Consider the following 23,904-nt stretch of genomic DNA (forward strand, 5'->3'; position numbering starts at 1 on the left):
TAGATTAATTTGTGTTCATCGTTTTATTTGTCAATTTAGCCTCTGATTTAGCTTTCATTCTTAAGGCAATATTCACTAATGCGATTAAAACAGGCACTTCAATCAATGGGCCAATCACGCCTGCAAAAGCTTGAACTGAATGAATAACGAACACTGCGATTGAAACAGCGATGGCTAATTCGAAGTTGTTACCAGTGGCAGTAAATGCAATTGAAGCATTTTTATCTTAAGGAAGTCCCATTTTTTGGCCGATAAAAAAGCTTATGAAAAACATAAGTATAAAATAGATCCCTAATGGCAACGCAACTCTTAATACATCCATAGGCAATTCTAAAATCATGTCACCTTTTAAACTGAACATTAAGACAATCGTTGCTAGTAAAGCGATTAACGTCACAGGGGAAATTTTAGGAATAAAGACATCGTTATACCATTGCTCTCCTTTTTTTCCGACTAGGATTTTACGCGTTAAAAACCAGCTAAAAATGGGATACCCAGATATATCAAAACACTTTGAGCAATGTCGGCCATTGAAATGTCGACAACAAAACCTTCGTATCCGAACACGGGTGGAAGTACAGTGATAAACAACCAAGCCATGAAGCTGTAAGTTAAAATTTGAAATACACTGTTAATGGCGACGAGTGCTGCACCAAGTTCTTTATTTCCACCGCCAATATCATTCCACACCAATACCATAGCGATACAACGAGCAATACCAATTAAGATAATGCCAACCATATAACCTGGGTAATCACTTGTTTATCTTTAGTGACTTTACCTAATAATTTGTAATCCACTTTTGCAAGAGGCGGATACATCATAAGAATAAGGCCAATTGCTAAGGGGATATTGGTACTACCGACATTCATAGATTGTGTAAGCGGTTCTACTTGTGGAAATAATGCGCCAATTGACACGCCAATTGCCATGGCTACAAAAATCTAAACCGTTAAATAACGATCAAGAAAGCTCATTTTTTTACTGGCCATTTCTGGAATTGGTTCATTCATAGTAACTATCTCTTATATTGACTTTAATCGTATATCGTCGAATAACGATGGTGTGGTGTATGTTGCTACATACTCCGTTATTCAACAATCAGTGTCTGGTTAAAATAAATCGTTAAACTGCTGCTGATAATCTGCCAGTGCAGTGCGGTTTATGCGGTAACAAATTTTAGGAGGCTTAGGTTCAGCGGCTATAAAACCGGCTTGTTTTAAAATACGTATATGTTCCGATACCGTAGATTGAGCAAGTCCAACTTCTGAAACAAGGTCACTACTTAAACAGCCACCAATTTCATCAAGATTAAACAATATCTTCAGAATTTGGATCCGAGCAGGGTGTGACATGGCTTTCGCTTGTGCTGCGAATGTTTTTTCGATGAGTAATTGCTGCTCATTGACTTCAAAAGCTGATACAGAACTTTGTTTACAATTTTGTACCATGGTCATTCCTTAAAGTAATTGTTACACGTCTTAACTATAAACCTGTCTATACTTGTCTAGGTACTTAACTTCTGCTAGATCAATAGTTAATCGTCGATTAACGATGTGGTATGCCTAATTGTTGCTTTCTGCAATAAATATGGAGAACTGACCGTCAAAATTGTTAATAAATTAACTAAAAGCTAACTTAGGTCTCAAATTTACATAAATTCGGTAGTAATATCATATTCTCAGTGATAATCTAAATGGTAATTGTTATCGTTTAGATTAAGACCGTTATGAAAAAAATTCTCCTAATTGACCAGCAACTCACACACAGTCTTCGCCTTTGTCAGCAAATGGAATCGATGGGCTACAGCATTGAAATCGTGGATAATGGTTTTAATGCACTAGTAGAATTAGAGCGTAATGAATTTGAGGTTATTCTATTAGACTATTGTGTACCTAAAATGGAATCATTTTGGTTACTGATGGCTAAGCATTGCCATACGCCGGTTATCGTATTGGCAAATGATAATAATGACTTAGAACGAATCCATGCATTTGAACTTGGTGCTGACGATTACATAGCATCACCGTTTAACGTGAAAGAATTATTATTGCGTGTGAACGTACTGCGCCGTCGAAGTGAAAAGGTTGTTCATCAATCAGACTTTGATGACATCTTATTCGATGATACAAACAATACTGTAATGCTCAATACACAGCATTTAAAACTGACTCAAACTGAGTATCGATTATTTAAATATTTGTTTCAGCGAAAAGGCGAGGTTGTCACTAAAGCTGAATTGCAAATGCGTGTTTTACACAAAGAGCTCGGTGAGTTTGATCGCAACCTAGATATGCATATCAGTAATACGCGGCGTAAGATGGCTAACAAATGTTTACCTCGTGAGCTGATTAATACTGTTCGTGGTAAAGGTTATTGCTTTAGTCCAATCCTTATATAGATTTGTAGACTGTGCTCAATGATTTTGTCTATATGTGTATTAGGTTTGTTTCCTTTACACATTTTCAAGTGATACCGAATATTGTTATTCGGTATTTTTATGTCTTCAATAAACGTGACATTCCCTGTTTGTGTAGGAGTTTACCTTTGTGATGACGCGAGGGGCTGCAATAGCGATAAATTGAGCAGATGATTATCAGTTAATCAGCAATAGATTTTATTGAGTGACAGCATTTGATAAGATATGGCCATAAAAAATCGATAATTACCTTACATAAGGAAGTCCTATGCGTATTAGCGCGAATTTTGATGGCGGCAACATTGAGACTATCAATTTAGACAAACACGATGACATTCAACTTGCTATTCGACCAGATGAAGGTGGTGAGTTTTATCAATGGTTTAACTTCCGTATGGAAGGTGAAATCGGTCAAACTTACACATTGAATATTATGAATGCGGGTACTGCATCTTATCCAAAAGGTTGGGAAGATTATCAAGCGGTAGCCAGTTACGATCGTCAACATTGGTTCCGTCTGCCAACGAGTTATCAAGATGGAAAGCTTTCTATTCAAGTTGATTTAGATTGTGAAGCGATTCAAATTGCTTACTTTGCACCATACAGTTACGAGCGTCATCTAGATCTGATTAGCTCTGTACAATTACATCCAGCTGTTAGCCTCGAAAACCTGGGCTTAACGCTAGATGGCCGTGACATGAGCCTATTAAAAATTGGCGATAACGATCCAGCTAAAAAGAACATTTGGATTACGGCCAGACAGCATCCAGGCGAAACAATGGCAGAATGGTTAATAGAAGGGCTATTAAACCAATTATTAGACAGCGATTGCCCAACGGCCAAGCTGTTACTTGATAAAGCTAATTTCTATATAGTGCCAAACATGAATCCAGATGGAAGCGTCAGAGGCCATTTACGTACGAATGCTGTTGGTACTAACTTAAACCGCGAGTGGGAGTCACCTAGTCTAGAGCGAAGCCCTGAGGTTTATTATGTTACCAATAAGATGAAAGAGACGGGTGTCGATTTATTCTATGATGTTCACGGTGATGAAGGTTTACCTTACGTGTTCGTTGCTGGCTGTGAAGGCGCACCAAATTACACTCCACATATGGCCAAGTTACAAGAACAGTTCCTTGCAGCGTTAGGCATGGCAAGTGCTGATTTCCAAACTAAATATGGTTATGACAAAGATGAGCCAGGAAAAGCGAACTTAACCGTTGGTTCTAACTGGGTCGGTAACACCTTTAAGTGTCTTGCTAATACGTTAGAAATGCCATTTAAAGATAATGATAACTTACCTGATCCTGTTGTTGGTTGGTCTCCTGCGCGATGCGAATACCTTGGTGAAGCTTCGTTAGTGGCGATGCTTGCCGTAGTAGACAATTTAAGCGAGTAATCATTTATGGCGTTAATTGAATGTCCTTCGTGCCAAAAACGTATTTCTAGCAAAGCGAAAGAGTGTCAGCATTGCAAAGTGAAAGTCGATGGTGATAATCAATCTGCCCGTGTGATAAGTCATATACAACAATCTAATAAGTTAATGACACATAGTTTTGTGTTTTTAACGTTATTTATAGCAGGTGTTGTTATTTGGTTTTGGGGTGGTGAACCAGCAACCGGAATGACGTCGTATATTGCTGTGGGTTGTTTCGTGTTTGGCTTCGTAGGCTATACGATTACGCGAGCTAGAATTGTCTTACATAAACGGAAAAGTGTATGAACGATATCAACAAAGTGATTGATGAAATGCCAGATGAAGTTTATCAGCGTCTTCGCTCTGCTGCGGAAACAGGTAAATGGGAAGATGGCACGGCATTATCGCCAGAACAAAAAGAATCAACATTACAGGTAGTCATGTTATATCAAGCGCGTAAACTTGAACAAACTGATCACTTTACTATTGGTGCTGGTGGCAAGATAAATGAGTTGTCTAAATCTGAACTTAAAAAACAATTCCGTGGTGAATCAATCGCTGAATTCAAAGAATCAGATATTTAAAGGCATTATTACATCGCTCAATATGTGAATTTGATATTTTACCTATAAATCTATCACATTTGATGAGAATATTTGATTCACAAAAAAAGCCACTGTTTTCAGTGGCTTTTTTATTATCTATTGATTTTCTTTAGTAATCTGTCTTTACTCGGTTAATTCACCTAGCAGATTCTGCTTCATTGCAAATTTTACTTCTGCAGCGGTCAAATCTTTTGATAGCAAATAATGCAGTTTTGCTAATGCCGCTTCAATGGTCATATCTGCGCCGCTAATGACTCCGGCTTGAGCTAATGCATTGCCTGTTGCATAACCTCCCATGTTGACTTTACCTTGAAAACACTGAGTCAAGTTAACAATGACAATGCCACGTTCGTCGGCTTGTTTTAACGTATCTAATAAAGCGTTATCTTGTGGTGCATTTCCTACACCAAATGTCAGCAAAATAAGCGCTTTAACAGGTTGCATTAATATGTTGTTGAATATCTCAGTCGAAATACCAGGATAAAGGGTTATGACGCCAACAGGTTGGGGACTGATTTCAATAACATCTAAGGCTTGCGTTGTAGGTTCAGATATTTTGCCTGCACGTAAGTTAATTTTAATCCCAGCTTCTAGCAGTATTGGAAAATTCGGTGAAGCAAAAGCGTCAAAGCCATCAGCGTGAGCTTTTGTAGAGCGATTACCTCTAAACAGTTTGTTATTAAAGAATAAACAAACTTCAGCAACAGGGTAGTTGGCTGCAATATAGAGCGAGTTTAATAAGTTTGTTTGTCCATCTGAACGTAGCTGAGCTAAAGGAATTTGAGAGCCTGTTACAATAACTGGTTTAGATAGCCCTTGTAGCATAAAAGAGAGAGCAGATGCCGTGTATGCCATGGTATCTGTGCCATGTAGAATGACAAAGCCATCATATTTATCATAATTAGCTTTAATGTCATTTGCGATCAACTGCCAATCAGTCGGTGCCATATTTGAAGAGTCTATTAATGGCGAATATTCGTTTATGACAAAGTCGGGCATTTCTTCATGATAAAACTCAGGCATAGATTTAACGCAATCTGTTAGAAATCCAGCAACAGGGGCGAATCCATTGTCGGTTTTTCGCATACCAATAGTACCGCCAGTATAAGCGACGTAAATTGAACGTTTAATCATGCTTGTTGTCATGTTCGTGCATTTCTCAGGGCTGATATTTGATGAATCGTTAAATTATACGTGTCTAACTGAATAAAACCCAATAAAAAAGCCCGTAAAACGGGCTTTTTTGAATATTCTATATTTTAAAGGTTTTGCCAGTCTTCTGGCTGTTTAAGGCAAAAACTGATCAAAGATTACAATTTTCGCAATACAAATACATGCCTTTAGGATCATCAAACATGCTGAATTCATCAACTACAGTTTGCCATTCACCTAGCATTTGATTTAGAACAGGTGATTGAGTTGATGCTTCTGGTAGATAGGTTGCTACTGAGGCAAGCATTTGTTGTACAAACTCTTGTTCTGCAGTTAACTCTTGTTCGATAACTTTTGTATCAAATACCTCAATTTGTGCCATTTCAGCTGCTTTAGCAATGGCGCTGTCCATATCACCTAGTGCATCAACAAGTCCTAATTCGACAGCTCTTGTACCAGACCAAACTCGGCCCTGAGCAATTCTGTCTACTTGATCTAGGCTCATATTTCTTTCTTTAGCAACTAACGAAATAAATTCTTGATACCCATGTTCAATATGTCGTTGAACGACTGCTGCTACATTAGGATCTAAAGCTCGGGTTGCTGATATACCAGCCCAATCTGAAGTCGAAACCCCATCTGAATGGATCCCCCAGTTAGATAGGACATTTTCAAATGTGGCAAACATACCGAAGATACCTATTGAACCTGTTAAGGTTGTTGGTGTTGCATAGATATAATCAGCACTTGCAGAAATCCAGTAACCGCCCGATGCCGCTAAACTGCCCATACTGACAACAACAGGCTTGCCTGCTTGCTTTAATGCGATAACTTCTTGACGAATTTTCTCAGAAGCAAAAGCACTGCCGCCAGGACTATCAATTCGTAATACAACCGCTTTTACTTTCTCATCAAAGCGCGCTTTGCGCAGAAGAGCTGAAGTACTTTCGCCCCCTATCTGGCCAGCTTGTTGGGTACCATTTAAAATATTACCTTTCGCAACAATAATACCAACTGAGTCTTTCTCGATAAGGGCTGGAAGCGGTTTTACAGCGTTATAGTATTCGGTAAAAGAAACTTGTTTGAAGTTATCGCCGTCACTATCAGCGCCCACTTTTTCAACCATGGCAAGTCTGAAAGATTCATCAGATGCCAGTTCATCTACCCAGTTTAATTTTATTGCAAGTTGAGCTGAGTCGCCGGATACACTGTCTAGTTCTGTTAGATAACGATTGGGACTTAGTACAATATTGTCTGGAGCGATGTTACGGTTTGTCGCTACGATTGATTCGTAACTTTGCCAAATATCGCCTAATAACGCCTGACTTGCTTCTTTAGCTGGCGCTGACATGTCATCACGAATAAAAGGTTCTACAGCAGACTTAAATGTACCAACACGGAAAACATGGGTGCTGACATTTAATTTTTCTAATGCTGATTTATAAAACAAGCGATAACTGCTTAAACCTTCAAGAGAAACAGCCCCTTTGTTATTAAGATAAATGGTGTCCGCGTAACTTGCTAAGAAATATTGGTTCTGTTCATAGTAGTTACCAAAAGCGACGACAGACTTGCCAGCTTGTTTAAATTTATTCAATGCATCGCCAATAGCCGTCATCTTACTGATACCAGCAGAGCGCAAGTGCTGCATGTTAATGACGATGGTATTGATACGAGGATCTTGAATAGCACTCTCTATGACGTAAATGATGTCGGATAACAACATTTCGCCCTCTGGATCATTGCCTTTACTTTGTTTAAATACCGCTTCAATAGGATCAACATGACGCTTTTGGTCAACGATAGTGCCAGCAAGATTGAGCATAAGTGCAGATTGTTTTTCGATGACAATTTCTTCTTCAGCACTTAACGCGACAACGATAATAGCAATTAAACCAAAAAAGATAAGATTGAGAATGACTTTACGTATCCCGTTGATGGTTTTCCAAATCAAAGAGAAAATTCGTTTAATCAGTGAGGGTTTAGCGGACATTAAGCCACTCCTATAGCATTTCATTACTATTATGCTAACTGAAAAAGCTTGGCTATGGGAAATTGAATTGTAACGGTTTTTAACAATAGCAAAGCGAAAGCATTGAGCTTAACAAAATCTCGTTGTATGCTAGTTTAAATCACTTGTTTAAAAAGGATGTTTGAATGTCGTTTCCACATTTACTAGAACCCTTAGATTTAGGCTTCACTCAATTAAAAAATCGAGTGTTAATGGGCTCCATGCATACTGGCTTAGAAGAAGAAAAGGGCGGATTTGAGAAACTGGCTGCGTTTTATAAAGAACGTGCAGCAGGTGGCTGTGGGCTAATTGTAACTGGCGGTATCGCGCCTAACTTTCGTGGACGCCTAGCACCTCATGCTTGCCAATTAAGTTTTCCTTGGCAAGTTAAGAAGCATCGCATTGTCACAAAGGCTGTCCATGAAGCTGATGGTAAAATCTGTATGCAGATCCTCCATGCTGGTCGTTATGGTTATCATCCTTTTTCTCAAGCACCGAGTAAAATTAAATCGCCAATTACACCGTTTACGCCTTCAAAAATGTCATCTAGACAAGTTGCTGGAACAATTAAAGATTATGCATCCAGTGCTGCGCTTGCTAAAAAAGCGGGCTATGACGGTGTAGAAGTCATGGGCTCAGAAGGCTATCTCATTAATCAATTCATTAGCTCTCGTACCAATAAACGTACTGATGAATGGGGTGGCAGTTTTGTTCAACGTGCACGTTTCCCATTAGAGATAGTCAAAGCTATCCGTGAGAAGGTGGGCAAAGAATTTATTATAATTTTCAGACTATCAATGCTGGATTTAGTTGATAACGGTTCGACATGGGATGAAGTCGTTAAATTAGCAAAATGGTTAGAGCGTGAAGGTGTTTCAATTATCAATACTGGTATTGGCTGGCATGAAGCGCGTGTACCTACAATTGCGACAAGTGTTCCAAGAGGGGCATTTTCTTGGGTGACTGAGAAACTCAAATCTGAAGTGTCAGTTCCTTTGATTGCAACTAACCGTATCAATACGCCTGAAATTGGCGAATCAATCATTGCTTCTGGGCAAGCAGATATGGTTTCAATGGCAAGACCTTTCCTTGCGGATGCAGAGTTTGTTAATAAAGCCGCTGCTGGGCAAAGTGAACTAATCAATACTTGTATTGGTTGTAACCAAGCTTGTTTAGATCATACGTTTTCAATGAAGCGTGCTACTTGCCTTGTTAATCCTCGCGCTTGCTATGAAACAGAACTCAATTTCACCCCTACGCAACACAAAAAACGTTTAGCAGTTATGGGAGCAGGTCCTGCTGGCATGGCATTTTCGGTATATGCAGCGTCACGTGGGCATGAAGTGGTTTTATTTGAAGCTAAAAATGAAGTTGGCGGCCAGTTTAATTTGGCACGTAAGATCCCAGGTAAGGAAGAGTTTGACGAAACCATCCGTTATTTCAACAACCAAATGAAGCTACACAAGGTTGAATTACGTTTAAATACTCGTTTAGATTTAGATGTTTTAGCGAATGAAAAATTTGATGAAGTGATCGTCGCTTCAGGTGTTGTCCCGCGTGCGCTTGATCTACCTGGTTTTGATAGCCCTAAAGTTGTCGATTATCAGCAAGTCCTGAAAGGAGAAGTCTATATTGGCGAGAAAGTGGCGCTGATTGGAGCGGGCGGTATCGGATTTGATATGGCACATTTTTTATGTGAACGTGAGTCGAGCACATTACAACCGGACAAATGGCTTGAGCAGTGGGGCATTGATAAAACCTATCAACATCCAGGCGGCTTAACTGAGGAGTCTGAACATAAACCAGATCGCGAAGTTTACTTATTGCAACGTAAGACGACTAAGATGGGGAAAGGCCTCGGTAAAACAACCGGCTGGATCCACAGAAGTGTTCTTAAACAGCATAAAGTGAACATGAAAACAGGTGTCAGCTATGAGAAATTTGACACTGAAGGCTTACACATCAAGGTAGGGGAAGAATCCGAAGTACTGCGAGTTGATAATGTTGTACTGTGTGCAGGTCAAGAGTCTAACCGCACGCTTGTAGACGATATGAAATCAACTGGCTTACCAGTGCATTTGATTGGCGGTGTTGATGTTGCTGCTGAACTGGATGCTAAACGAGCAATTAGACAAGGTGCTGAACTAGCAATGGCTATTTAACCACTGAATCTAATAAGGTCTTAATCGTTACCTTAATAAAACCTAGCAAATTGCTAGGTTTTTTGTTTTTATTAAACGCCATATTTTATTAATGATACAAATTTAAATGGACGAAATAAAAGGTATTTTCAAGTCTTGGCATAATGAGGTTGATACCAAGCTAGTGTTTAACTTTACGCTCAATGCCCCTAGTGCCGAGGAATTTAACCGGTTAAGAGCAGAAACGGGTTGGGGTACGGCTCCTGTCGATACAGTAAACAATAGCCTAAATAATTCTTTATTTTTCGTTTGTGTCTTCCATGAAACTAGATTGATTGCCACCGGCAGAGTGATTGGTGATGATGGGCTGTTTTTCTATATTCAAGATGTCATTGTGGCTAAAGCATACCAAGGTAATGGCTTGGGACATTTTATTATGCAAGCTATCGAAATGTATTTAACTCAACAAGTCACACAAGGCACTACAGTGGGTCTATTTTGCGCACAAGGTAAAGAAGGGTTTTATAAAAAATATCAATATTTAGTAAGAGATGGCTCAGAATTAGGGTTTGGTATGTGTAAGTTTTATTGATACTTTTTATGATGTGTTTTCAATATGATTTTAAATAAAGGAACGACGATGGCTAAAAATGTTGTTATTACCGGTGCGAACAGAGGGATTGGTTTAGCATTGGCTAAATTATTTAAGCAACAGGGTGATAAAGTGTTTGCTTTATGCCGCCACACTTCAGATGAGCTTGAGCTGCTAGACGTGAATGTTATCACTCAAATTGATGTTGCAACTGATGAAGGCATACATAATATGCAAACTTCTTTAGCGGGAGTGAATATTGATGTTTTGATATGTAATGCAGGCATTTTACGTGATGAGCAATTAACACACTTAAACCTTGATACCATTAGGCAGCAATTTGAAATTAATGCATTGGCACCACTTCGCATTGTTGCCGCACTAAATCATCAACTGAATGCTGGCGGCAAAGTCGCTATGATCACTTCACGTATGGGATCAATCGAGGATAATACCTCTGGAGGGCGATATGGGTATCGTATGTCTAAAGCTGCTCTTAATGCCGCATCGATGTCGCTAAGCCATGATTTATCTCCAAAACAAATAGCGGTTGGCATATACCACCCAGGTTATGTTCAAACCGATATGGTAAATCACGGAGGCGATATTTCGGCCTTAGAGTCAGCAAGTCGACTGGTGGGGCTAATTAACTCACTGGATATGACAACAACTGGTGTATTCAAACATTCAAACGGACAAACATTACCTTGGTAAAATTTGTATGCTCTGTTTTTATCTTTTCTATGGTATTGGGCATCACACTTTTTGAGTATTTAGATTAAAACAAGCTTAACCGCTCGTTTTGTATGCAATATGTCGTAAATTTTAAGTTTAGTTACAGACTGTATATTTAATATGTAATGCTAATAATTATATCAAGGTGCTATTGAATAAAACTGTGATAGTTAGATTCAATCAGTGCCATAGTGAGGAATAGGGAATCATGACGACGAAAACAGAATCTGGGGATAATGCACCCGGATTGCTCGGTAGAGCGCTAGACAGTATTGAAAGGGTTGGTAATAAACTACCAGATCCTGCAATGCTATTCTTAATTTTAATGTTTGCTGTTTGGGTGATATCAGCCTTGTTATCTGGCGTCAGTTTTGATGCGATAGATCCAAGAACCGATAGCCCAATTGTTATTAATAACTTATTAAGTGCAACTGCGTTAACTGAATTTTTAACTTCTATGGTGAAAACATTCACCGCATTTGCACCGTTAGGTGTTGTACTGGTTGCAATGCTAGGTGTAGGGATTGCTGAGCAGTCAGGTTTTATCAATACAGCATTAAAACAAATGCTTAAAGTCACACCTGCTAAACTTTTAACGCCTGCAGTTGTTGTAGTCGGTATTATTTCGCATACCGCAACAGATGCGGGCTATGTTGTAGTGATACCACTTGCGGGTGTTATATTCTTTACCGTTGGTCGCCACCCACTTGCTGGTATTGCAGCGGCTTTTGCTGGTGTTTCTGGTGGATTCTGTGCCAACTTTATTCCATCAGGTATCGATCCTTTATTACAAAGCTTTACCCAGTCGGCAGCCCAGATCGTCGATCCTGACATTCAAATTAACCCATTGAATAATTGGTTTTTCGCGGCATCTTCGTGTATTCCGATTACCTTAGTGATTTGGTATTTAACCGATAAAATTTTAGAGCCAAGATTAAATAAAACGCACAAAGTAGAACGTGACCAAGTTGACTTACCAGCAATGGAAGAAGCAACACCAAAAGAAATGCGTGCATTTAGTGTCGCTTCTCTTGTTATGTTCGTTGCAATCATTGGTTTTTTCTCGCTTACCATTCCTGAAACTTCAACACTGCGAGATGAGCATGGTTCACTGACTAGCTTTGGTGCGCCGTTAATGCAATCTATTGTGCCATTGATTTTCATATTCTTTATGCTTCCGGGGGTAGTATATGGTTATATGACTGGCAGCTTTAAGTCGTCTGCAGACATCGTGCAAGCAATGTCTAAATCCATGAGCGGTATGTCGCATTACATCGTAATGGCATTTTTCTGTGCTCAGTTTGTTGCTGCTTTTTCGGCGTCTAATTTAGGTGCATTAATTGCTGTTGAAGGAGCTGGTGGCCTTAAGGCGCTCAACCTGCCAGCAGAAGTGACCGTGGTCGGGATGATTATTTTAGTTGGCTTTGTTAACTTATTCGTTGGATCATCTTCTGCAAAATGGGCGTTGATTGGCCCAGTACTTGTCCCAATGTTAATGCAGCTGAACATTAGTCCAGACTTGTCGCAAGCGGCTTACCGTATTGGTGACTCAAGTTCAAACATCATTACGCCATTAATGCCTTATTTCCCACTTGTCGTCGTATATTGTCAGCGCTATGTCAAAGGTATTGGGATAGGAACCTTAATCTCGATGATGTTGCCATTTAGTTTGGCACTTTTATCAATATGGAGTACATGGCTACTCATATACTGGTCCATTGGTTTACCTTTAGGACTGGGTGCAAGTTACACTTATTAACTGATTTTAAAATGAAAGTAGCGATATTATTCGCTACTTTTTTTTTGGGGCCAGCAAAAAGTCTTTTCATAAAACTAAAAGATTTAGAGGTCATTACAGTTAACATTTTTAACTTCGCAAGCTAGTGCAGTTAAGTTGTTTCTGCCTATAATTGTTGTATATCAATTAAAAGATTAATTTTATTAAAATTCATTTATGCCAAAGATCAATATTGATTCAAGTTATGGAGTTATCATTATTCAGGACATGAATGCTGTTCATGTTGATGAACGATATGCTCAAATATATGGTTATAATTCAGCCAAAGAACTACTTACCAGCATCGATTCCTTTCTTGACCTTTTACCTGCAGAAAACCATCAAATTGCCACTCAAAACTACCATGACATAGTCAATGGAACACTTTATCCACGTGGTCATACATTCGTTAATATTGACAGAAATGGTCGAGAGTTCACGGTTTTTTCAGTGGATCATTTAATTGAATGGCAAGGACGTCCAGCATTACAGGTGACAGTGATTGATCTTTCAGTGTTAGTCGAAGCTAATAAACGCATACGTGAAAAAGACCTAATGTATAAGCGGCTCATTACACGATCAGGTCAAGGTATTATGGTGCATCGGGAATTTAAGCCACTGATGGTAAACCAAGCCTGTGTAAAGCATTTACACGCAGACTCAATAGAGCAAGTGATGAGTTTGAGCTCGCTACTCACACTCATTCCTAAAACAGTTCAACAACAGGCCAAGCAGCATTATCAAGATATTGTTAATGGCGTGGCTGTTGGCAGTAACAGTGTGGTCGAAAATATCTGCTTTGATGGCATAAATCGATTTTTTAATATTTATGACAACCTTATTGAGTGGGACGGAGAACCTGCAGTACAAGTCGTAATGGAAGATGTAACCGAGAAAGTACAATTAGAAAAAGAACTGGCATTTAAAGCAAGTCATGATGGTTTGACGCACCTTTTAAATCGCAGTGCAGTGCAAGAATGGTTACAGAAACATATTGAAATCAGTGAACAGTTGACCTGTGTTTTACTTGATATTGATAATTTCAAATTAGTTAATGATACTCATGGTCATCACAATGGCGATCTCGTCATTCAAGTTCTTGCTGAAATTATACGTGATGCGTTTGCAGATCACAGTGGGGCTGTTGGTCGTTGGGGGGGAGAAGAGTTTATTGCATTCTTACCTTCAGCAAACCAACAAGCTGCATTACAAACAGCTGAAGTGATAAGAAGTCGTTTTGCTGAAAGGCATTTTAACGATTCTACTCATTCATTTTCTGTTTCAGTGAGCATCGGTTTAGCTGAGTCAAGTGACTGCCGCATGATGAACGATGTTGAGAATTTAATAAAACTCACTGATAAACGTTTATATATTGCTAAATCTCAAGGCAAAAACACAATTTGTAGCGAAGGGTAATTTATACCATAACAGCTTATCCTTACCACATTGAGTCGAATTTACATCTTAATTTAAATGCTCCATGATATTCATTTTTGATAATGATTGGAGCAAACAATGACTTTCTTCGCATCAAACACATCACAATCTCAGTTCATATCAAGGTGTCGCTTATTGTGCCTTCTGACTTTGTTCTTGTCGATTTCGTCATTATGGGCTTCAGAAACCGTTACCAAGGTCAAAGATAACCCGAAATTTGATCCTGCATTAGCTAACGAAGTTGGCGCCGATGAGTATGGCATGAAGCAATACGTAGTTGCATTCTTGAAACGAGGACCCAATCGCGAACGAAGTGAGGAGGATGCCTTAGCTTTGCAAAAATCTCATATGGACAATATTACTAAGTTAGCAAATGAAGGCAAATTAGTTCTGGCTGGGCCTTTTCTTGGTAACGATGATTTACGTGGAATTTATATTTTTGATGTAAAAACGGTTGCTGAAGCCAAATTACTCACTGAATCAGATCCCGCCATTAAAGCAGGTAGCCTTACTATGGAATTAAAGCCTTGGTATGGCAGCGCTGCATTAATGAAAGTAAATCAATTACATCAGCAAATGTCTAAAAAGCTGATGTAATGACACATTGCTGATTAGTTATGTAGTGCGTTTATCCGTTTATTTTCTGACAAAATTAATGGCGTCAGAATAAGACATAAGGCGACATTAGAAAGTGGCACAGATAGCCATATACCGTTGACGCCAATCAAGTTGGGCAACGTGAGTAAAAATGGAATTTGTATTGCCATATTAGCCATCGAAATAAACAATGACTTATTCCCTTGATTGACCGCCATAAAATACATGGTTGCGATAAAAATAAACCCATCCAGTACTAACGCAAATAAATGTAGACGCATACCGATTAAAGTTTCAGCCATAAGAGCATTATCATGATTACTGAAAAAACCTATGACAAAGTTAGGAAAAATATTTATAAATAAAACGGTAAAAACGCCCAGAATAGCGACAACTTTTACGGTCAGTTTCACTGTTTGTTTGATCTGTGGGACCTGCTTTGCACCGTAATAGTAACTAACAGGGGGCTGCATACCGCCAGCTATACCTTCTGCTAATAAATAAAAAGTCGTTGCAACGTAACCTACAATTGCAAAAGCAGCGACATGAACTGCCGAGCCATATTGCATAAAAAGGAAATTATGAAGTGCAATAATGAAGCTAAAGTACATAAACATAATCAAACTCGAACTGCCCAACACGAGTATTTTTTGTAGCTGTTTAAATTTAATATCTTTATAAGAAAACTTAAACCTGGTGTTAGCTTTCCTCGAAAAGAAGTAGTAAAAACCGAGTAGCATCACAATGGCTTGAGAAATCAATGTCGCAATTGCTGCGCCTGTTAGTCCTAAAGGATAAACAGCGATTAATAAGTAATCCAACGCGATATTCATGACTGCGCCAATCATTAACAACATAGTGGCAAAACCGGGCTGTTCATCATTTCTCACGAGTAAAGGCATTGCTGTAGCTGCAGTTGTAAAAAAAGCGCCATAGGCAAATACTTCGATATAATCTGATGCCATGGTAAAGCTTTGTCCATCTGCTGCTTGCAGGAGCAATAACGTCTCACCGAAGAAGTGAATGAAAATTGCTGATGCGATACTCATTATGCCAATTAATACTATGGCATGGCTAAGTACTTTTTGTCCTTCTAAAGGCTTTTTCTCGCCACGGGTGATGGATAGTAAACTACCAGCGCCCATACCGATCATCATGCCAACACCCACAACACAGCATATAATTGGCCAAGCCATGTTAATGCCTGCTAAGCCCTCAAATCCTACATAATGACCAACGAAAATCCCATCAATGATTTGATATAAGCCACTCACCAACATTGCTGCAATGGAAGGAATAGCGTATTTCCAAAAATGCTGTTTAACGGTTAATTGATCAATTGACGCTGTTGATATTGCTAACATGATTTTCTCAATACTATCGGGATACAAAATAATATTGTTTATTATAATCTGATTTTAGATAGGAAAAAGTTAGTATCCATCCGATATTCGGATAGTTATAATGATTGGAAATGAGCCATTACGGTTGGAAAAAGATGAACTGGTCTATAGAACAATTAAAAGCATTTGTCGCCGCTGCCAATACTGGTTCGTTTTCAGCTGCGTCACGTGATTTAGGTAAAGCGCAATCAAGAGTCAGTACGGCAATTTCAAATTTAGAAATTGATTTAGGCTTTAAGCTATTCGATCGTAGCCACCGTTTACCTGTGCTAACAGAGCAGGGGGAACAGTTATTAATTGAAGCTAAAGCCGTGATTGCACAGTGTGAACGTTTAAACTCAAGAGCAATGTCAGTTCAAACAAATAACGAATTAGCATTAACCATTGCGATTGACGAAGCTGTCCCAATATCTACTTTCGAAGTTTTTTTTGATAAAACGGCCGAGACCTTTCCATTGTTGAAACTCACAATTTTAAATGGTTCAAGGGATGATATTGCCCATTGGGTAGATATTGGAAAAGCGGACTTAGGTGTGTTATTTCAAGGCGAGCAACTTTGTGAACGTCTAGAGTTTTTTACTATTGATAGCTTTCATCAATCTCTTATCGTATCGGTTGATCATCCATTAGCAGATATCTCGGTTCCGAACATATCGCAGCTAAATGAATATCGACAACTGGTTATTTGTGACTTGCAAACTGCAAGTAAACCCATATCTGCAAATTGTTGGCATGTTGATAGTTACTACTACATGACGTCACTTGTTACTCGTGGCTTGGGTTGGGCGTTGGTTCCAGAACATATTGCCGGTTCTCAGTGGTATTCAGGTGAAATAAAAGAGTTGAGCACTTACCATATACCAGAATCATTGTTGATTGAAATGGGGTTAGTTAAACGACGAGACAAAGGTGCTGGCAATATTATGAATTGGATGTTTGCAGAACTTGAAGCTATGTTTCTTGAGGCTAAAAAGAACAAAAATTAGGGTTAACTATTTATCTTAGCGACTTATTTTTGTTGAAATTTGGATTATTGCGGCGATGAGATAATCGGTAAAAACGAATACTCGCTATTGAAAAGGGAAACGAGCGAGAAGGCTCGTTTCATATTTAATCGATTGTAATCAGTGTTTTGTTATGCTGAACATAAAGGTTACTTGGTTCATCTGTAGTGAGATCGAGATCTAGGTTCGTCTCAGGTACACAGCAACAAGGCAAGCATTCATCAGCTTCTAATTCGACCAAAGGTTCAGAGATATAAGTCACTGAACCTTTATTGATTCGAGTTTTACACGAACCGCAAAAACCATTTCTGCACTCAGAAAAGATATTTACTTTTTTTATCTCGAGTACATCTAGTAAGGTGTGTTGCTGTTGATTAAACAACAACACTGGCTCACCATTTAAACTGACAATAGGTGCTTTTTTGAAGTTGGGCTTATAGGTCAAAGTCAGAAAACTCATCGCTGTCAACGGCCGAATCAATTTGACCAACTAAGTAAGATGAGACTTCAACTTCTTGTGGTGCCACTTGTACAGCATCACTTTCAAGCCAGTTTTTCATCCATGGTAACGGGTTAGTTTGTTCTGCATAGGGTTGAGGCAAGTTAACGGCTTTCATACGTTGGTTAGTAATGTATTCAACGTACTGACATAAAATTTGCTCATTTAAGCCGATCATTGAACCGTCTTTGAATAAGTATTTAGCCCATTCTTTCTCTTGCTCTGCTGCTTTATAAAAAATATCGTAGGCTTGATCGTGACACTCTTTGGCAATTTCACCCATTTCAGGATCATCTTTGCCGCCTTGCATAATATTAAGAATATGCTGAGTGCTATTTAAATGTAAGGCTTCATCACGAGCAATTAAACGAATAATTTTCGCATTGCCTTCCATTAATTTACGTTCAGCGAAAGCAAATGAACATGCAAAACTGACATAAAAACGAATCGCTTCTAATGCATTTACAGACATCATGCATAAATACAGAGACTTTTTAAGGATACGTGGACTAACAGTGATTTCTTTACCGTTAACCAAATGTGTTCCTTCACCATGTAAATTAAGCACTTGAGTCAGTTCAATTAAATCATCGTAGTATTGAGCAATATCACCAGCACGTTTTAAAATTTCTTTATTCACCACTATATCATCGAATACGACAGACGGGTCATTAACAATATTACGAATAATGTGGGTATAAGAACGCGAGTGAATTGTTTCTGAAAAAGACCAAGTTTCAATCCATGTTTCTAATTCAGGTAACGATACTAACGGTAATAACGCCACATTCGGTGAGCGACCTTGAATAGAATCTAATAATGTCTGGTACTTAAGGTTTGAAATGAAAATGTGTTTTTCATGTTCTGGTAAACCTTGGTAATCAATTTTGTCTTTGCTTACGTCTACTTCTTCTGGGCGCCAGAAAAAAGATAATTGCTTTTCAATTAGCTTTTCAAAAACTTCATATTTTTGTTGATCATAACGAGCAACGTTAACTGACTGTCCCATGAACATAGGTTCGTTCATCGGATTATTTGGTGTTTGACAAAAAGTAGAATAAGCCATTTATATATCCTAAAAAAGCGGGGATAAGTCCCCGCATTTAAATGCAAATTGTTGAATTAAATCTTACAAGCGCCGCCTGCACAGCCATCATCTTCTTTCTCAACGACGGTAATGTCGTCAAGGTTGTCGGATGCTCCATCACGGGTGTTGTGATAGTAAAGTGTTTTAACACCAAGTTTATAGGCTGTTAATAGATCTTTCAGCAAGGTTTTCATCGGTACTTTTTGACCGTCAAAACGTGTTGGATCGTAGTTAGTGTTAGCCGAAATTGCTTGGTCGACGAATTTTTGCATGATACCAACGAGCTGTAAATAACCATCATTATTTGGCATATTCCACAGCAATTCATATTGATGTTTTAGCTCATCAAAGTCAGGTACGACTTGCTTTAGTTGCCCATCTTTACTTGCTTTAACGCTGATTAAGCCACGTGGTGGCTCGATGCCATTTGTTGCGTTAGAAATTTGCGAAGACGTTTCTGATGGCATTAATGCTGATAGAGTAGAGTTACGTAAGCCGTGAGCTTTAATGTCACCACGTAATCCTTCCCAATCCATATGTAATGGTTCATCACAGATTTTGTCTAAATCACGCTTATATGTGTCAATTGGTAAAACACCTTCAGCGTAAGTAGTTTCATTAAATAAAGGACATGCACCTTGCTCTTTTGCTAGGTTCATAGAAGCTTTAAGTAAGTAGAACTGAATCGCTTCAAACGTCTTATGGGTCAGGTTATTACCAGAGCCATCAGAATATTTCATGCCATTTTTCGCAAGGTAATTTGCGAAGTTAATAACGCCTATACCTAGTGTTCTACGGTTCATAGAACCCAGTTGAGCAGAGATAATTGGGTAATCTTGATAATCAAGTAAATTATCTAATGCACGAACGGCAAGATCTGCAAGCGGTTCTAATTCTGATAAGTCTTTGATAGCACCCAAGTTAAGCGCTGATAAAGTACATAATGCAATTTCACCATTAGGATCTTCGATGTTACGCATCGGCTTAGTTGGTAAAGCGATTTCTAAACAAAGGTTAGACTGTTTAATTGGTGCGACTTGCGGGTCAAATGGACTATGAGTATTACAGTGATCAACATTTTGAATATAGATTCGGCCAGTTGATGCTCGTTCTTGCATCATTAATGAAAATAATTCAACGGCTTTAATCTCTTTACGACGAATGCTGCTATCCGCTTCGTATTGAAGATATAGGCGCTCAAACTCTACTTGGTCAGCGAAGAATGCATCGTATAAACCAGGAACATCAGATGGGCTAAATAAGCTAATATTTTCAGACTTAATTAAACGTTGGTACATCAATTTGTTTAATTGCACGCCGTAATCTAAATGACGAACACGGTTATCTTCTACACCACGGTTATTTTTAAGCACAAGAAGTGATTCAACCTCTAGGTGCCATAATGGGTAAAATAAAGTCGCTGCGCCGCCACGAACTCCGCCTTGTGAGCAAGACTTTACCGCAGTTTGGAAATATTTATAAAACGGTAAGCAACCAGTGTGGAATGCTTCACCGCCTCGGATTGGGCTACCTAAAGCTCGAATACGGCCTGCGTTAATACCAATACCCGCACGTTGACTTACGTATTTTACAATTGAAGATGCAGTCGCATTGATTGAATCAAGGCTATCGTCACATTCAATTAATACGCACGAACTAAATTGACGAGTAGGGGTGCGCACACCAGCCATGATTGGCGTTGGAAGTGAAATTTTAAATGTCGATACGGCATCGTAGAAACGCTTAATGTAGTCAAGACGTGTTTCTTTTGGATACTTAGCAAATAAGCAAGCAGCTACCAAGATATAGAGAAACTGTGCACTTTCGTAAATTTCATTAGTCACACGGTTTTGAACTAGGTATTTCCCTTCGAGTTGCTTAACAGCAGCATATGAGAAGTCCATGTCACGCCAGTGGTCGATGTAGCTATCTAAGATAGTTAACTCTTCTGCTGTGTAGTCTTCGATAATGTGCTTGTCGTACTTACCCAACTCAACTAAACGATTGACTTGATCAATTAATTTTGGAGGCTCGAATTGACCGAAGGCTTTTTTACGCAGATGAAAAACAGCTAAACGCGCAGCAAGAAATTGGTAATCTGGTGACTCTGGAGAGATTAAGTCAGCTGCTGCTTTGATGATTGTTTCGTGAATAGCCTCTGTAGGAATGCCTTCAAAAAACTGTAAGTGAGAACGTAATTCTACTTCTGAAACTGATACGTTGTTTAAGCCTTTGGCTGCCCACTCGATTACGCGATGGATCTTATCTAAATCGATTGTTTCGCGTTCGCCACTGCGTTTAGTGACTGTCATATTGCTGTTCATTAAAAAGAGGCCTTGATTCGATATTTATTGGTGTAATTTATTCATTGGATCTTTTTTTATCGACTACGTTACGATCGCCAATAAATCACAATACGTCCCTTGTAAGTTGATCATCCAAATTCAATTAACAAACTAATATTGATAAAAATACTAGTGTTACAGCGAGATACTGCGCTTTTATCGCTAGTGCCTCGTATTGATGTCACACACAAGATATGGTGTTTTATAAAAACTAACATACAAGATAGTGAGGTTGGTCACCATTTGCAAGTAGGATTTTAATTAATAAGTTGTGGATATCTTATGGATAGTCATTCAAGTTAGTAAAAGCTAACCTGCTAACGCAAAATAGCCTTTGAATTTCTCGTGACGTTGTTTTTTTAGACAGTTAACGTGATTAGATTGATCGCTAAAATATTCAGCGATCGATTGTTTTTATATAAAAATAGTTTGATTTTTTTTGTGATGTTTGAGTGTGAAATGAAACAATGAGTTTTCATTTGGCTTTATGAGTCAAAGTACAGTGTTACTGATGAGTTTATTGCACTAAATTGACTACTGTTATCCTTAGAACAGTGAGATAAAAAGTGAAGTGACAGCAATGGCGTTAGTGCAGAAAAGTCGTTAGTAAAGAAACTCTATAGTGAGAGCATTAAAGGCTTGCTGATATCTATCGAAAGTGAGTCATTGAAATGATACTTCAATTATGAAATTTGAAGCAGCAATTTACTAATCACTTTTGCATCATTACCTTAAGATTTACATATCAGCATTGAATTTATGAAGAGTACTATTTTAGTTGCTCTTATTATTCAAAAAAATGGTGTAAATCGTTAACTGTGTTAAATACAATTTTACTTGGCCATAAGTCTGGCTGGTCATCGTCCGAAAGGTATCCCCACATGGCAGTGCCGCCAATCATGCCGGCATTATTGGCGGCGACTAGATCGCGCTCAGCATCACCTAGGTACAATATATTTGCAGGCGCACAGTTAATTTGCTGAGCTGCTAATAACATGGGGGCAGTGTGAGGTTTAGGGTGAAGGGTAGAGTCGCCACTAACGATACTCGTTAAACGTTCAGTTAGCCCTAAAGCATCAATTAACGGACGAGTAAACTTTGCTTGTTTATTTGTAACCACCCCAAACGGTATTGCTTTTGTTTCAAGTAAAGTGAGAAATGAGGCTAAACCTTCAAATAAAGAGGCTTTTTGACCATTCACTTTTTTATAGTGTTCAAGCAGACTCTGTTGAATGCTTACTTGCTCTGATTCATTTAACTCTGGTACAGCAGCATTTACTAAGGCCAAACTTCCGTGTGAAGCTGAATAGCGTAGTGCTTCGACGGACTTAGGGGCGATTTCGCGCTCTTGCAAAGCTAAATTTAATGCATATACCAGATCGGGTGCGGTATCAGCCAAGGTTCCATCCAAATCAAATAATACTGCTTTGATCTGATCCGTCGCACTAATTTGATTCATTGTACTACCTTAGGTTTTAATTCGTTTATCAATAATGGAAAGAGTAACGCACGTTATATTGGGTTAAGTAATCAAACGAATAAATAGGTTAACTAAGCAAACTAAGTAAACAGACTAATAATGACATTACATAAAAGTGTAGAACATCAACTAGCCTGGTTTTGAATACTGCTAATAGGCAATAAGTGGTCATGTCCTTTAATCATTAACCATTAACTATGAATCAATGACATGACCTGAATTCTGCGTTTTATTCAGCTTTTTGAGTCGCTATCATATAGTTTACGTCAAGTTTATTTGTATATTTATACACACCTGTTAACGGGTTATGAGTGATGCCTAAGGCGTCTCTACAGATTAAATCAGTTTGATCGACCAAATTGATTAATTCTGACGGCTTAATAAACTTACTGTGATCATGGGTACCAACAGGCAGCATCTTTAATACATATTCTGCGCCTACTATCGCTTGTATGTAAGACATCATATTTCTATTAATGGTAGAAAAGAAAACAAAGCCATCTGGCTTTACCATATCGCAGCATGCACGAATCACTGATAATGGATCCGGTACGTGCTCAAGCATTTCCATACACGTTACGACGTCATATTTTTCGCTATTGTTAGCAGCGTGTTCTTCTGCAGTCATAGTGTCATAGTGAATATCGATACCAGTTTCGAGCGCATGAAGCTTGGCCACTTCAATTTGCGCATCACCCATATCAAGACCGGTAACTTTAGCGCCAACTTTTGCCATGCTCTCAGATAAAATACCGCCGCCACAACCGATATCAATAACGTGTTTATCAAACAAACCGCCGCAAGTTTGATCGATATAATTTAACCTTAAAGGATTAAGTTGGTGTAGTGGTTTGAAATCACCATTTGGATCCCACCAAGACTGTGCCATTTGAGCAAACTTTTCGATTTCTTTGTGATCAACATTTTGTTGATTTTGGTTTTCGTGATTAGACATAACAGGACCCATAATATATTTATGATTATTGCAGGTATTATAACCATCCGTTTCAATAAACAAAGTGAGATAAAACAAGATTAATTTTCAATTGATTATATAAGCAGCAATCATTGCCGATAAAAAACACATTAATTCTCAAAACACGTATATCAGGAAATTAAAAAGTAGAACTTACGAATCAAATTAGGTGAACTATCGCTGTTTTTATTAAGTTTTTCACTTGCATTCACTTATTGTTGTTCTAG

21 protein-coding genes and 1 pseudogene are annotated in these 23,904 nt (G+C 38.6%); 11 read left to right on the forward strand and 11 right to left on the reverse strand.

The features are described from left to right. Window positions 1–226: 226 nt before the first annotated feature. The 3 genes and pseudogenes from A9267_RS22240 to A9267_RS01780 all read right to left on the reverse strand — a co-directional run bounded on the left by A9267_RS22240 (window position 227) and on the right by A9267_RS01780 (window position 1,451). Window positions 227–741, reverse strand: a pseudogene (locus tag A9267_RS22240) (arsenic resistance protein). Further along, window positions 723–932 (reverse strand): hypothetical protein, encoded by a 210-nt coding sequence (locus tag A9267_RS22245; protein ID WP_269454708.1) that lies wholly within the window; start codon window positions 930–932, stop codon window positions 723–725. Before A9267_RS22245 ends, A9267_RS22240 begins: the two are co-directional and overlap by 19 nt. 180 nt (window positions 933–1,112) lie before the next feature. Then, the gene (locus A9267_RS01780) at window positions 1,113–1,451 is read right to left on the reverse strand and encodes an ArsR/SmtB family transcription factor (protein ID WP_065108021.1); all 339 of its coding nucleotides are present in this window, start codon (window positions 1,449–1,451) and stop codon (window positions 1,113–1,115) included. A 278-nt stretch (window positions 1,452–1,729) separates the two neighbouring features. Between A9267_RS01780 and A9267_RS01785 the strand changes: the two genes are divergently transcribed. The 4 genes from A9267_RS01785 (at window position 1,730) to A9267_RS01800 (ending at window position 4,420) form a co-directional block, all read left to right on the forward strand. Continuing rightward, on the forward strand, window positions 1,730–2,401 hold the full coding sequence (locus tag A9267_RS01785) for a response regulator transcription factor (RefSeq protein ID WP_065108022.1): 672 nt from the start codon (window positions 1,730–1,732) through the stop codon (window positions 2,399–2,401). A gap of 286 nt (window positions 2,402–2,687) precedes the next feature. Continuing rightward, complete coding sequence (locus tag A9267_RS01790) at window positions 2,688–3,818, forward strand: M14 family metallopeptidase (protein WP_055024592.1); 1,131 nt, start codon at window positions 2,688–2,690, stop codon at window positions 3,816–3,818. Between the two features lie 6 nt (window positions 3,819–3,824). Next, the gene (locus A9267_RS01795) at window positions 3,825–4,142 is read left to right on the forward strand and encodes a hypothetical protein (protein WP_055024591.1); all 318 of its coding nucleotides are present in this window, start codon (window positions 3,825–3,827) and stop codon (window positions 4,140–4,142) included. Beyond that, window positions 4,139–4,420 carry a YeaC family protein gene (locus A9267_RS01800; RefSeq protein ID WP_055024590.1) on the forward strand — a complete coding sequence of 94 codons (282 nt, stop codon included), beginning with the start codon at window positions 4,139–4,141 and terminating at the stop codon, window positions 4,418–4,420. The genes A9267_RS01795 and A9267_RS01800 overlap by 4 nt, the downstream gene beginning before the upstream one ends. Window positions 4,421–4,564: 144 nt before the next feature. On the opposite strand, the gene ansA is transcribed toward A9267_RS01800, so the two are convergent. Both ansA and sppA read right to left on the reverse strand, forming a co-directional pair. Next, on the reverse strand, window positions 4,565–5,575 hold the full coding sequence (gene ansA / locus A9267_RS01805) for an asparaginase (protein ID WP_055024621.1): 1,011 nt from the start codon (window positions 5,573–5,575) through the stop codon (window positions 4,565–4,567). Window positions 5,576–5,744: 169 nt separating this feature from the next. Next, window positions 5,745–7,586, reverse strand: a complete 1,842-nt coding sequence (gene sppA / locus A9267_RS01810) for a signal peptide peptidase SppA (RefSeq protein WP_065108023.1) — start codon at window positions 7,584–7,586, stop codon at window positions 5,745–5,747. A gap of 164 nt (window positions 7,587–7,750) precedes the next feature. Here sppA and A9267_RS01815 point away from each other — a divergent pair, with 164 nt between their 5' ends. The 6 genes from A9267_RS01815 to A9267_RS01840 all read left to right on the forward strand — a co-directional run bounded on the left by A9267_RS01815 (window position 7,751) and on the right by A9267_RS01840 (window position 14,883). After that, on the forward strand, window positions 7,751–9,766 hold the full coding sequence (locus tag A9267_RS01815; protein WP_065108024.1) for an oxidoreductase: 2,016 nt from the start codon (window positions 7,751–7,753) through the stop codon (window positions 9,764–9,766). 106 nt (window positions 9,767–9,872) lie between these two features. Continuing rightward, window positions 9,873–10,337, forward strand: a complete 465-nt coding sequence (locus tag A9267_RS01820; protein ID WP_082972159.1) for a GNAT family N-acetyltransferase — start codon at window positions 9,873–9,875, stop codon at window positions 10,335–10,337. A 48-nt stretch (window positions 10,338–10,385) separates the two neighbouring features. Then, a complete protein-coding gene (locus tag A9267_RS01825; protein WP_065108025.1) occupies window positions 10,386–11,051 on the forward strand; it encodes an SDR family oxidoreductase in 666 nt (221 codons plus the stop codon). A 229-nt stretch (window positions 11,052–11,280) separates the two neighbouring features. Then, a complete protein-coding gene (locus A9267_RS01830; protein ID WP_065108026.1) occupies window positions 11,281–12,831 on the forward strand; it encodes an AbgT family transporter in 1,551 nt (516 codons plus the stop codon). Window positions 12,832–13,026: 195 nt separating this feature from the next. Next, the gene (locus A9267_RS01835; protein ID WP_197495499.1) at window positions 13,027–14,265 is read left to right on the forward strand and encodes a sensor domain-containing diguanylate cyclase; all 1,239 of its coding nucleotides are present in this window, start codon (window positions 13,027–13,029) and stop codon (window positions 14,263–14,265) included. Window positions 14,266–14,364: 99 nt separating this feature from the next. Further along, window positions 14,365–14,883, forward strand: coding sequence for a YciI family protein (locus A9267_RS01840; protein WP_082972160.1), 519 nt, complete (start codon window positions 14,365–14,367; stop codon window positions 14,881–14,883). A gap of 14 nt (window positions 14,884–14,897) precedes the next feature. On the opposite strand, the gene A9267_RS01845 is transcribed toward A9267_RS01840, so the two are convergent. Next, window positions 14,898–16,247 carry an MATE family efflux transporter gene (locus tag A9267_RS01845; RefSeq protein WP_156669083.1) on the reverse strand — a complete coding sequence of 450 codons (1,350 nt, stop codon included), beginning with the start codon at window positions 16,245–16,247 and terminating at the stop codon, window positions 14,898–14,900. A gap of 134 nt (window positions 16,248–16,381) precedes the next feature. On the opposite strand from A9267_RS01845, the gene A9267_RS01850 reads away from it, so the two are divergent. Continuing rightward, window positions 16,382–17,272 (forward strand): LysR family transcriptional regulator, encoded by an 891-nt coding sequence (locus A9267_RS01850; protein ID WP_065108028.1) that lies wholly within the window; start codon window positions 16,382–16,384, stop codon window positions 17,270–17,272. Window positions 17,273–17,396: 124 nt separating this feature from the next. Here the strand turns inward: A9267_RS01850 and yfaE are convergent, their stop codons facing one another. The 5 genes from yfaE to ubiG form a co-directional block, all read right to left on the reverse strand. After that, a complete protein-coding gene (yfaE, locus tag A9267_RS01855; protein WP_065108029.1) occupies window positions 17,397–17,750 on the reverse strand; it encodes a class I ribonucleotide reductase maintenance protein YfaE in 354 nt (117 codons plus the stop codon). Further along, the gene (gene nrdB, locus A9267_RS01860) at window positions 17,725–18,855 is read right to left on the reverse strand and encodes a class Ia ribonucleoside-diphosphate reductase subunit beta (RefSeq protein WP_055024580.1); all 1,131 of its coding nucleotides are present in this window, start codon (window positions 18,853–18,855) and stop codon (window positions 17,725–17,727) included. Before nrdB ends, yfaE begins: the two co-directional genes overlap by 26 nt. Before the next feature lie 56 nt (window positions 18,856–18,911). Further along, window positions 18,912–21,200, reverse strand: coding sequence for a class 1a ribonucleoside-diphosphate reductase subunit alpha (gene nrdA / locus A9267_RS01865; RefSeq protein WP_065108030.1), 2,289 nt, complete (start codon window positions 21,198–21,200; stop codon window positions 18,912–18,914). 808 nt (window positions 21,201–22,008) lie between these two features. Next, window positions 22,009–22,680 carry an HAD family hydrolase gene (locus tag A9267_RS01870; RefSeq protein ID WP_065108031.1) on the reverse strand — a complete coding sequence of 224 codons (672 nt, stop codon included), beginning with the start codon at window positions 22,678–22,680 and terminating at the stop codon, window positions 22,009–22,011. A 250-nt stretch (window positions 22,681–22,930) separates the two neighbouring features. Continuing rightward, on the reverse strand, window positions 22,931–23,656 hold the full coding sequence (gene ubiG / locus A9267_RS01875; protein ID WP_065108430.1) for a bifunctional 2-polyprenyl-6-hydroxyphenol methylase/3-demethylubiquinol 3-O-methyltransferase UbiG: 726 nt from the start codon (window positions 23,654–23,656) through the stop codon (window positions 22,931–22,933). Window positions 23,657–23,904 lie beyond the last annotated feature (248 nt).

It is taken from the genome of Shewanella sp. UCD-FRSSP16_17 (assembly GCF_001675935.1).
In the GTDB taxonomy this organism is placed as follows: domain Bacteria; phylum Pseudomonadota; class Gammaproteobacteria; order Enterobacterales; family Shewanellaceae; genus Shewanella; species Shewanella japonica.

Excerpts from the sequence above, each read along its gene's own strand:
- A9267_RS22245 (WP_269454708.1), bottom strand. The coding sequence starts at position 932 with ATGGCAATTGGCGTGTCAATTGGCGCATTATTTCCACAAGTAGAACCG.
- A9267_RS01780 (WP_065108021.1), bottom strand. The coding sequence starts at position 1,451 with ATGGTACAAAATTGTAAACAAAGTTCTGTATCAGCTTTTGAAGTCAAT.
- A9267_RS01785 (WP_065108022.1), top strand. The coding sequence starts at position 1,730 with ATGAAAAAAATTCTCCTAATTGACCAGCAACTCACACACAGTCTTCGC.
- A9267_RS01790 (WP_055024592.1), top strand. The coding sequence starts at position 2,688 with ATGCGTATTAGCGCGAATTTTGATGGCGGCAACATTGAGACTATCAAT.
- A9267_RS01795 (WP_055024591.1), top strand. The coding sequence starts at position 3,825 with ATGGCGTTAATTGAATGTCCTTCGTGCCAAAAACGTATTTCTAGCAAA.
- A9267_RS01800 (WP_055024590.1), top strand. The coding sequence starts at position 4,139 with ATGAACGATATCAACAAAGTGATTGATGAAATGCCAGATGAAGTTTAT.
- ansA (WP_055024621.1), bottom strand. The coding sequence starts at position 5,575 with ATGATTAAACGTTCAATTTACGTCGCTTATACTGGCGGTACTATTGGT.
- sppA (WP_065108023.1), bottom strand. The coding sequence starts at position 7,586 with ATGTCCGCTAAACCCTCACTGATTAAACGAATTTTCTCTTTGATTTGG.
- A9267_RS01815 (WP_065108024.1), top strand. The coding sequence starts at position 7,751 with ATGTCGTTTCCACATTTACTAGAACCCTTAGATTTAGGCTTCACTCAA.
- A9267_RS01820 (WP_082972159.1), top strand. The coding sequence starts at position 9,873 with ATGGACGAAATAAAAGGTATTTTCAAGTCTTGGCATAATGAGGTTGAT.
- A9267_RS01825 (WP_065108025.1), top strand. The coding sequence starts at position 10,386 with ATGGCTAAAAATGTTGTTATTACCGGTGCGAACAGAGGGATTGGTTTA.
- A9267_RS01830 (WP_065108026.1), top strand. The coding sequence starts at position 11,281 with ATGACGACGAAAACAGAATCTGGGGATAATGCACCCGGATTGCTCGGT.
- A9267_RS01835 (WP_197495499.1), top strand. The coding sequence starts at position 13,027 with ATGCCAAAGATCAATATTGATTCAAGTTATGGAGTTATCATTATTCAG.
- A9267_RS01840 (WP_082972160.1), top strand. The coding sequence starts at position 14,365 with ATGACTTTCTTCGCATCAAACACATCACAATCTCAGTTCATATCAAGG.
- A9267_RS01845 (WP_156669083.1), bottom strand. The coding sequence starts at position 16,247 with ATGTTAGCAATATCAACAGCGTCAATTGATCAATTAACCGTTAAACAG.
- A9267_RS01850 (WP_065108028.1), top strand. The coding sequence starts at position 16,382 with ATGAACTGGTCTATAGAACAATTAAAAGCATTTGTCGCCGCTGCCAAT.
- yfaE (WP_065108029.1), bottom strand. The coding sequence starts at position 17,750 with ATGAGTTTTCTGACTTTGACCTATAAGCCCAACTTCAAAAAAGCACCT.
- nrdB (WP_055024580.1), bottom strand. The coding sequence starts at position 18,855 with ATGGCTTATTCTACTTTTTGTCAAACACCAAATAATCCGATGAACGAA.
- nrdA (WP_065108030.1), bottom strand. The coding sequence starts at position 21,200 with ATGAACAGCAATATGACAGTCACTAAACGCAGTGGCGAACGCGAAACA.
- A9267_RS01870 (WP_065108031.1), bottom strand. The coding sequence starts at position 22,680 with ATGAATCAAATTAGTGCGACGGATCAGATCAAAGCAGTATTATTTGAT.
- ubiG (WP_065108430.1), bottom strand. The coding sequence starts at position 23,656 with ATGTCTAATCACGAAAACCAAAATCAACAAAATGTTGATCACAAAGAA.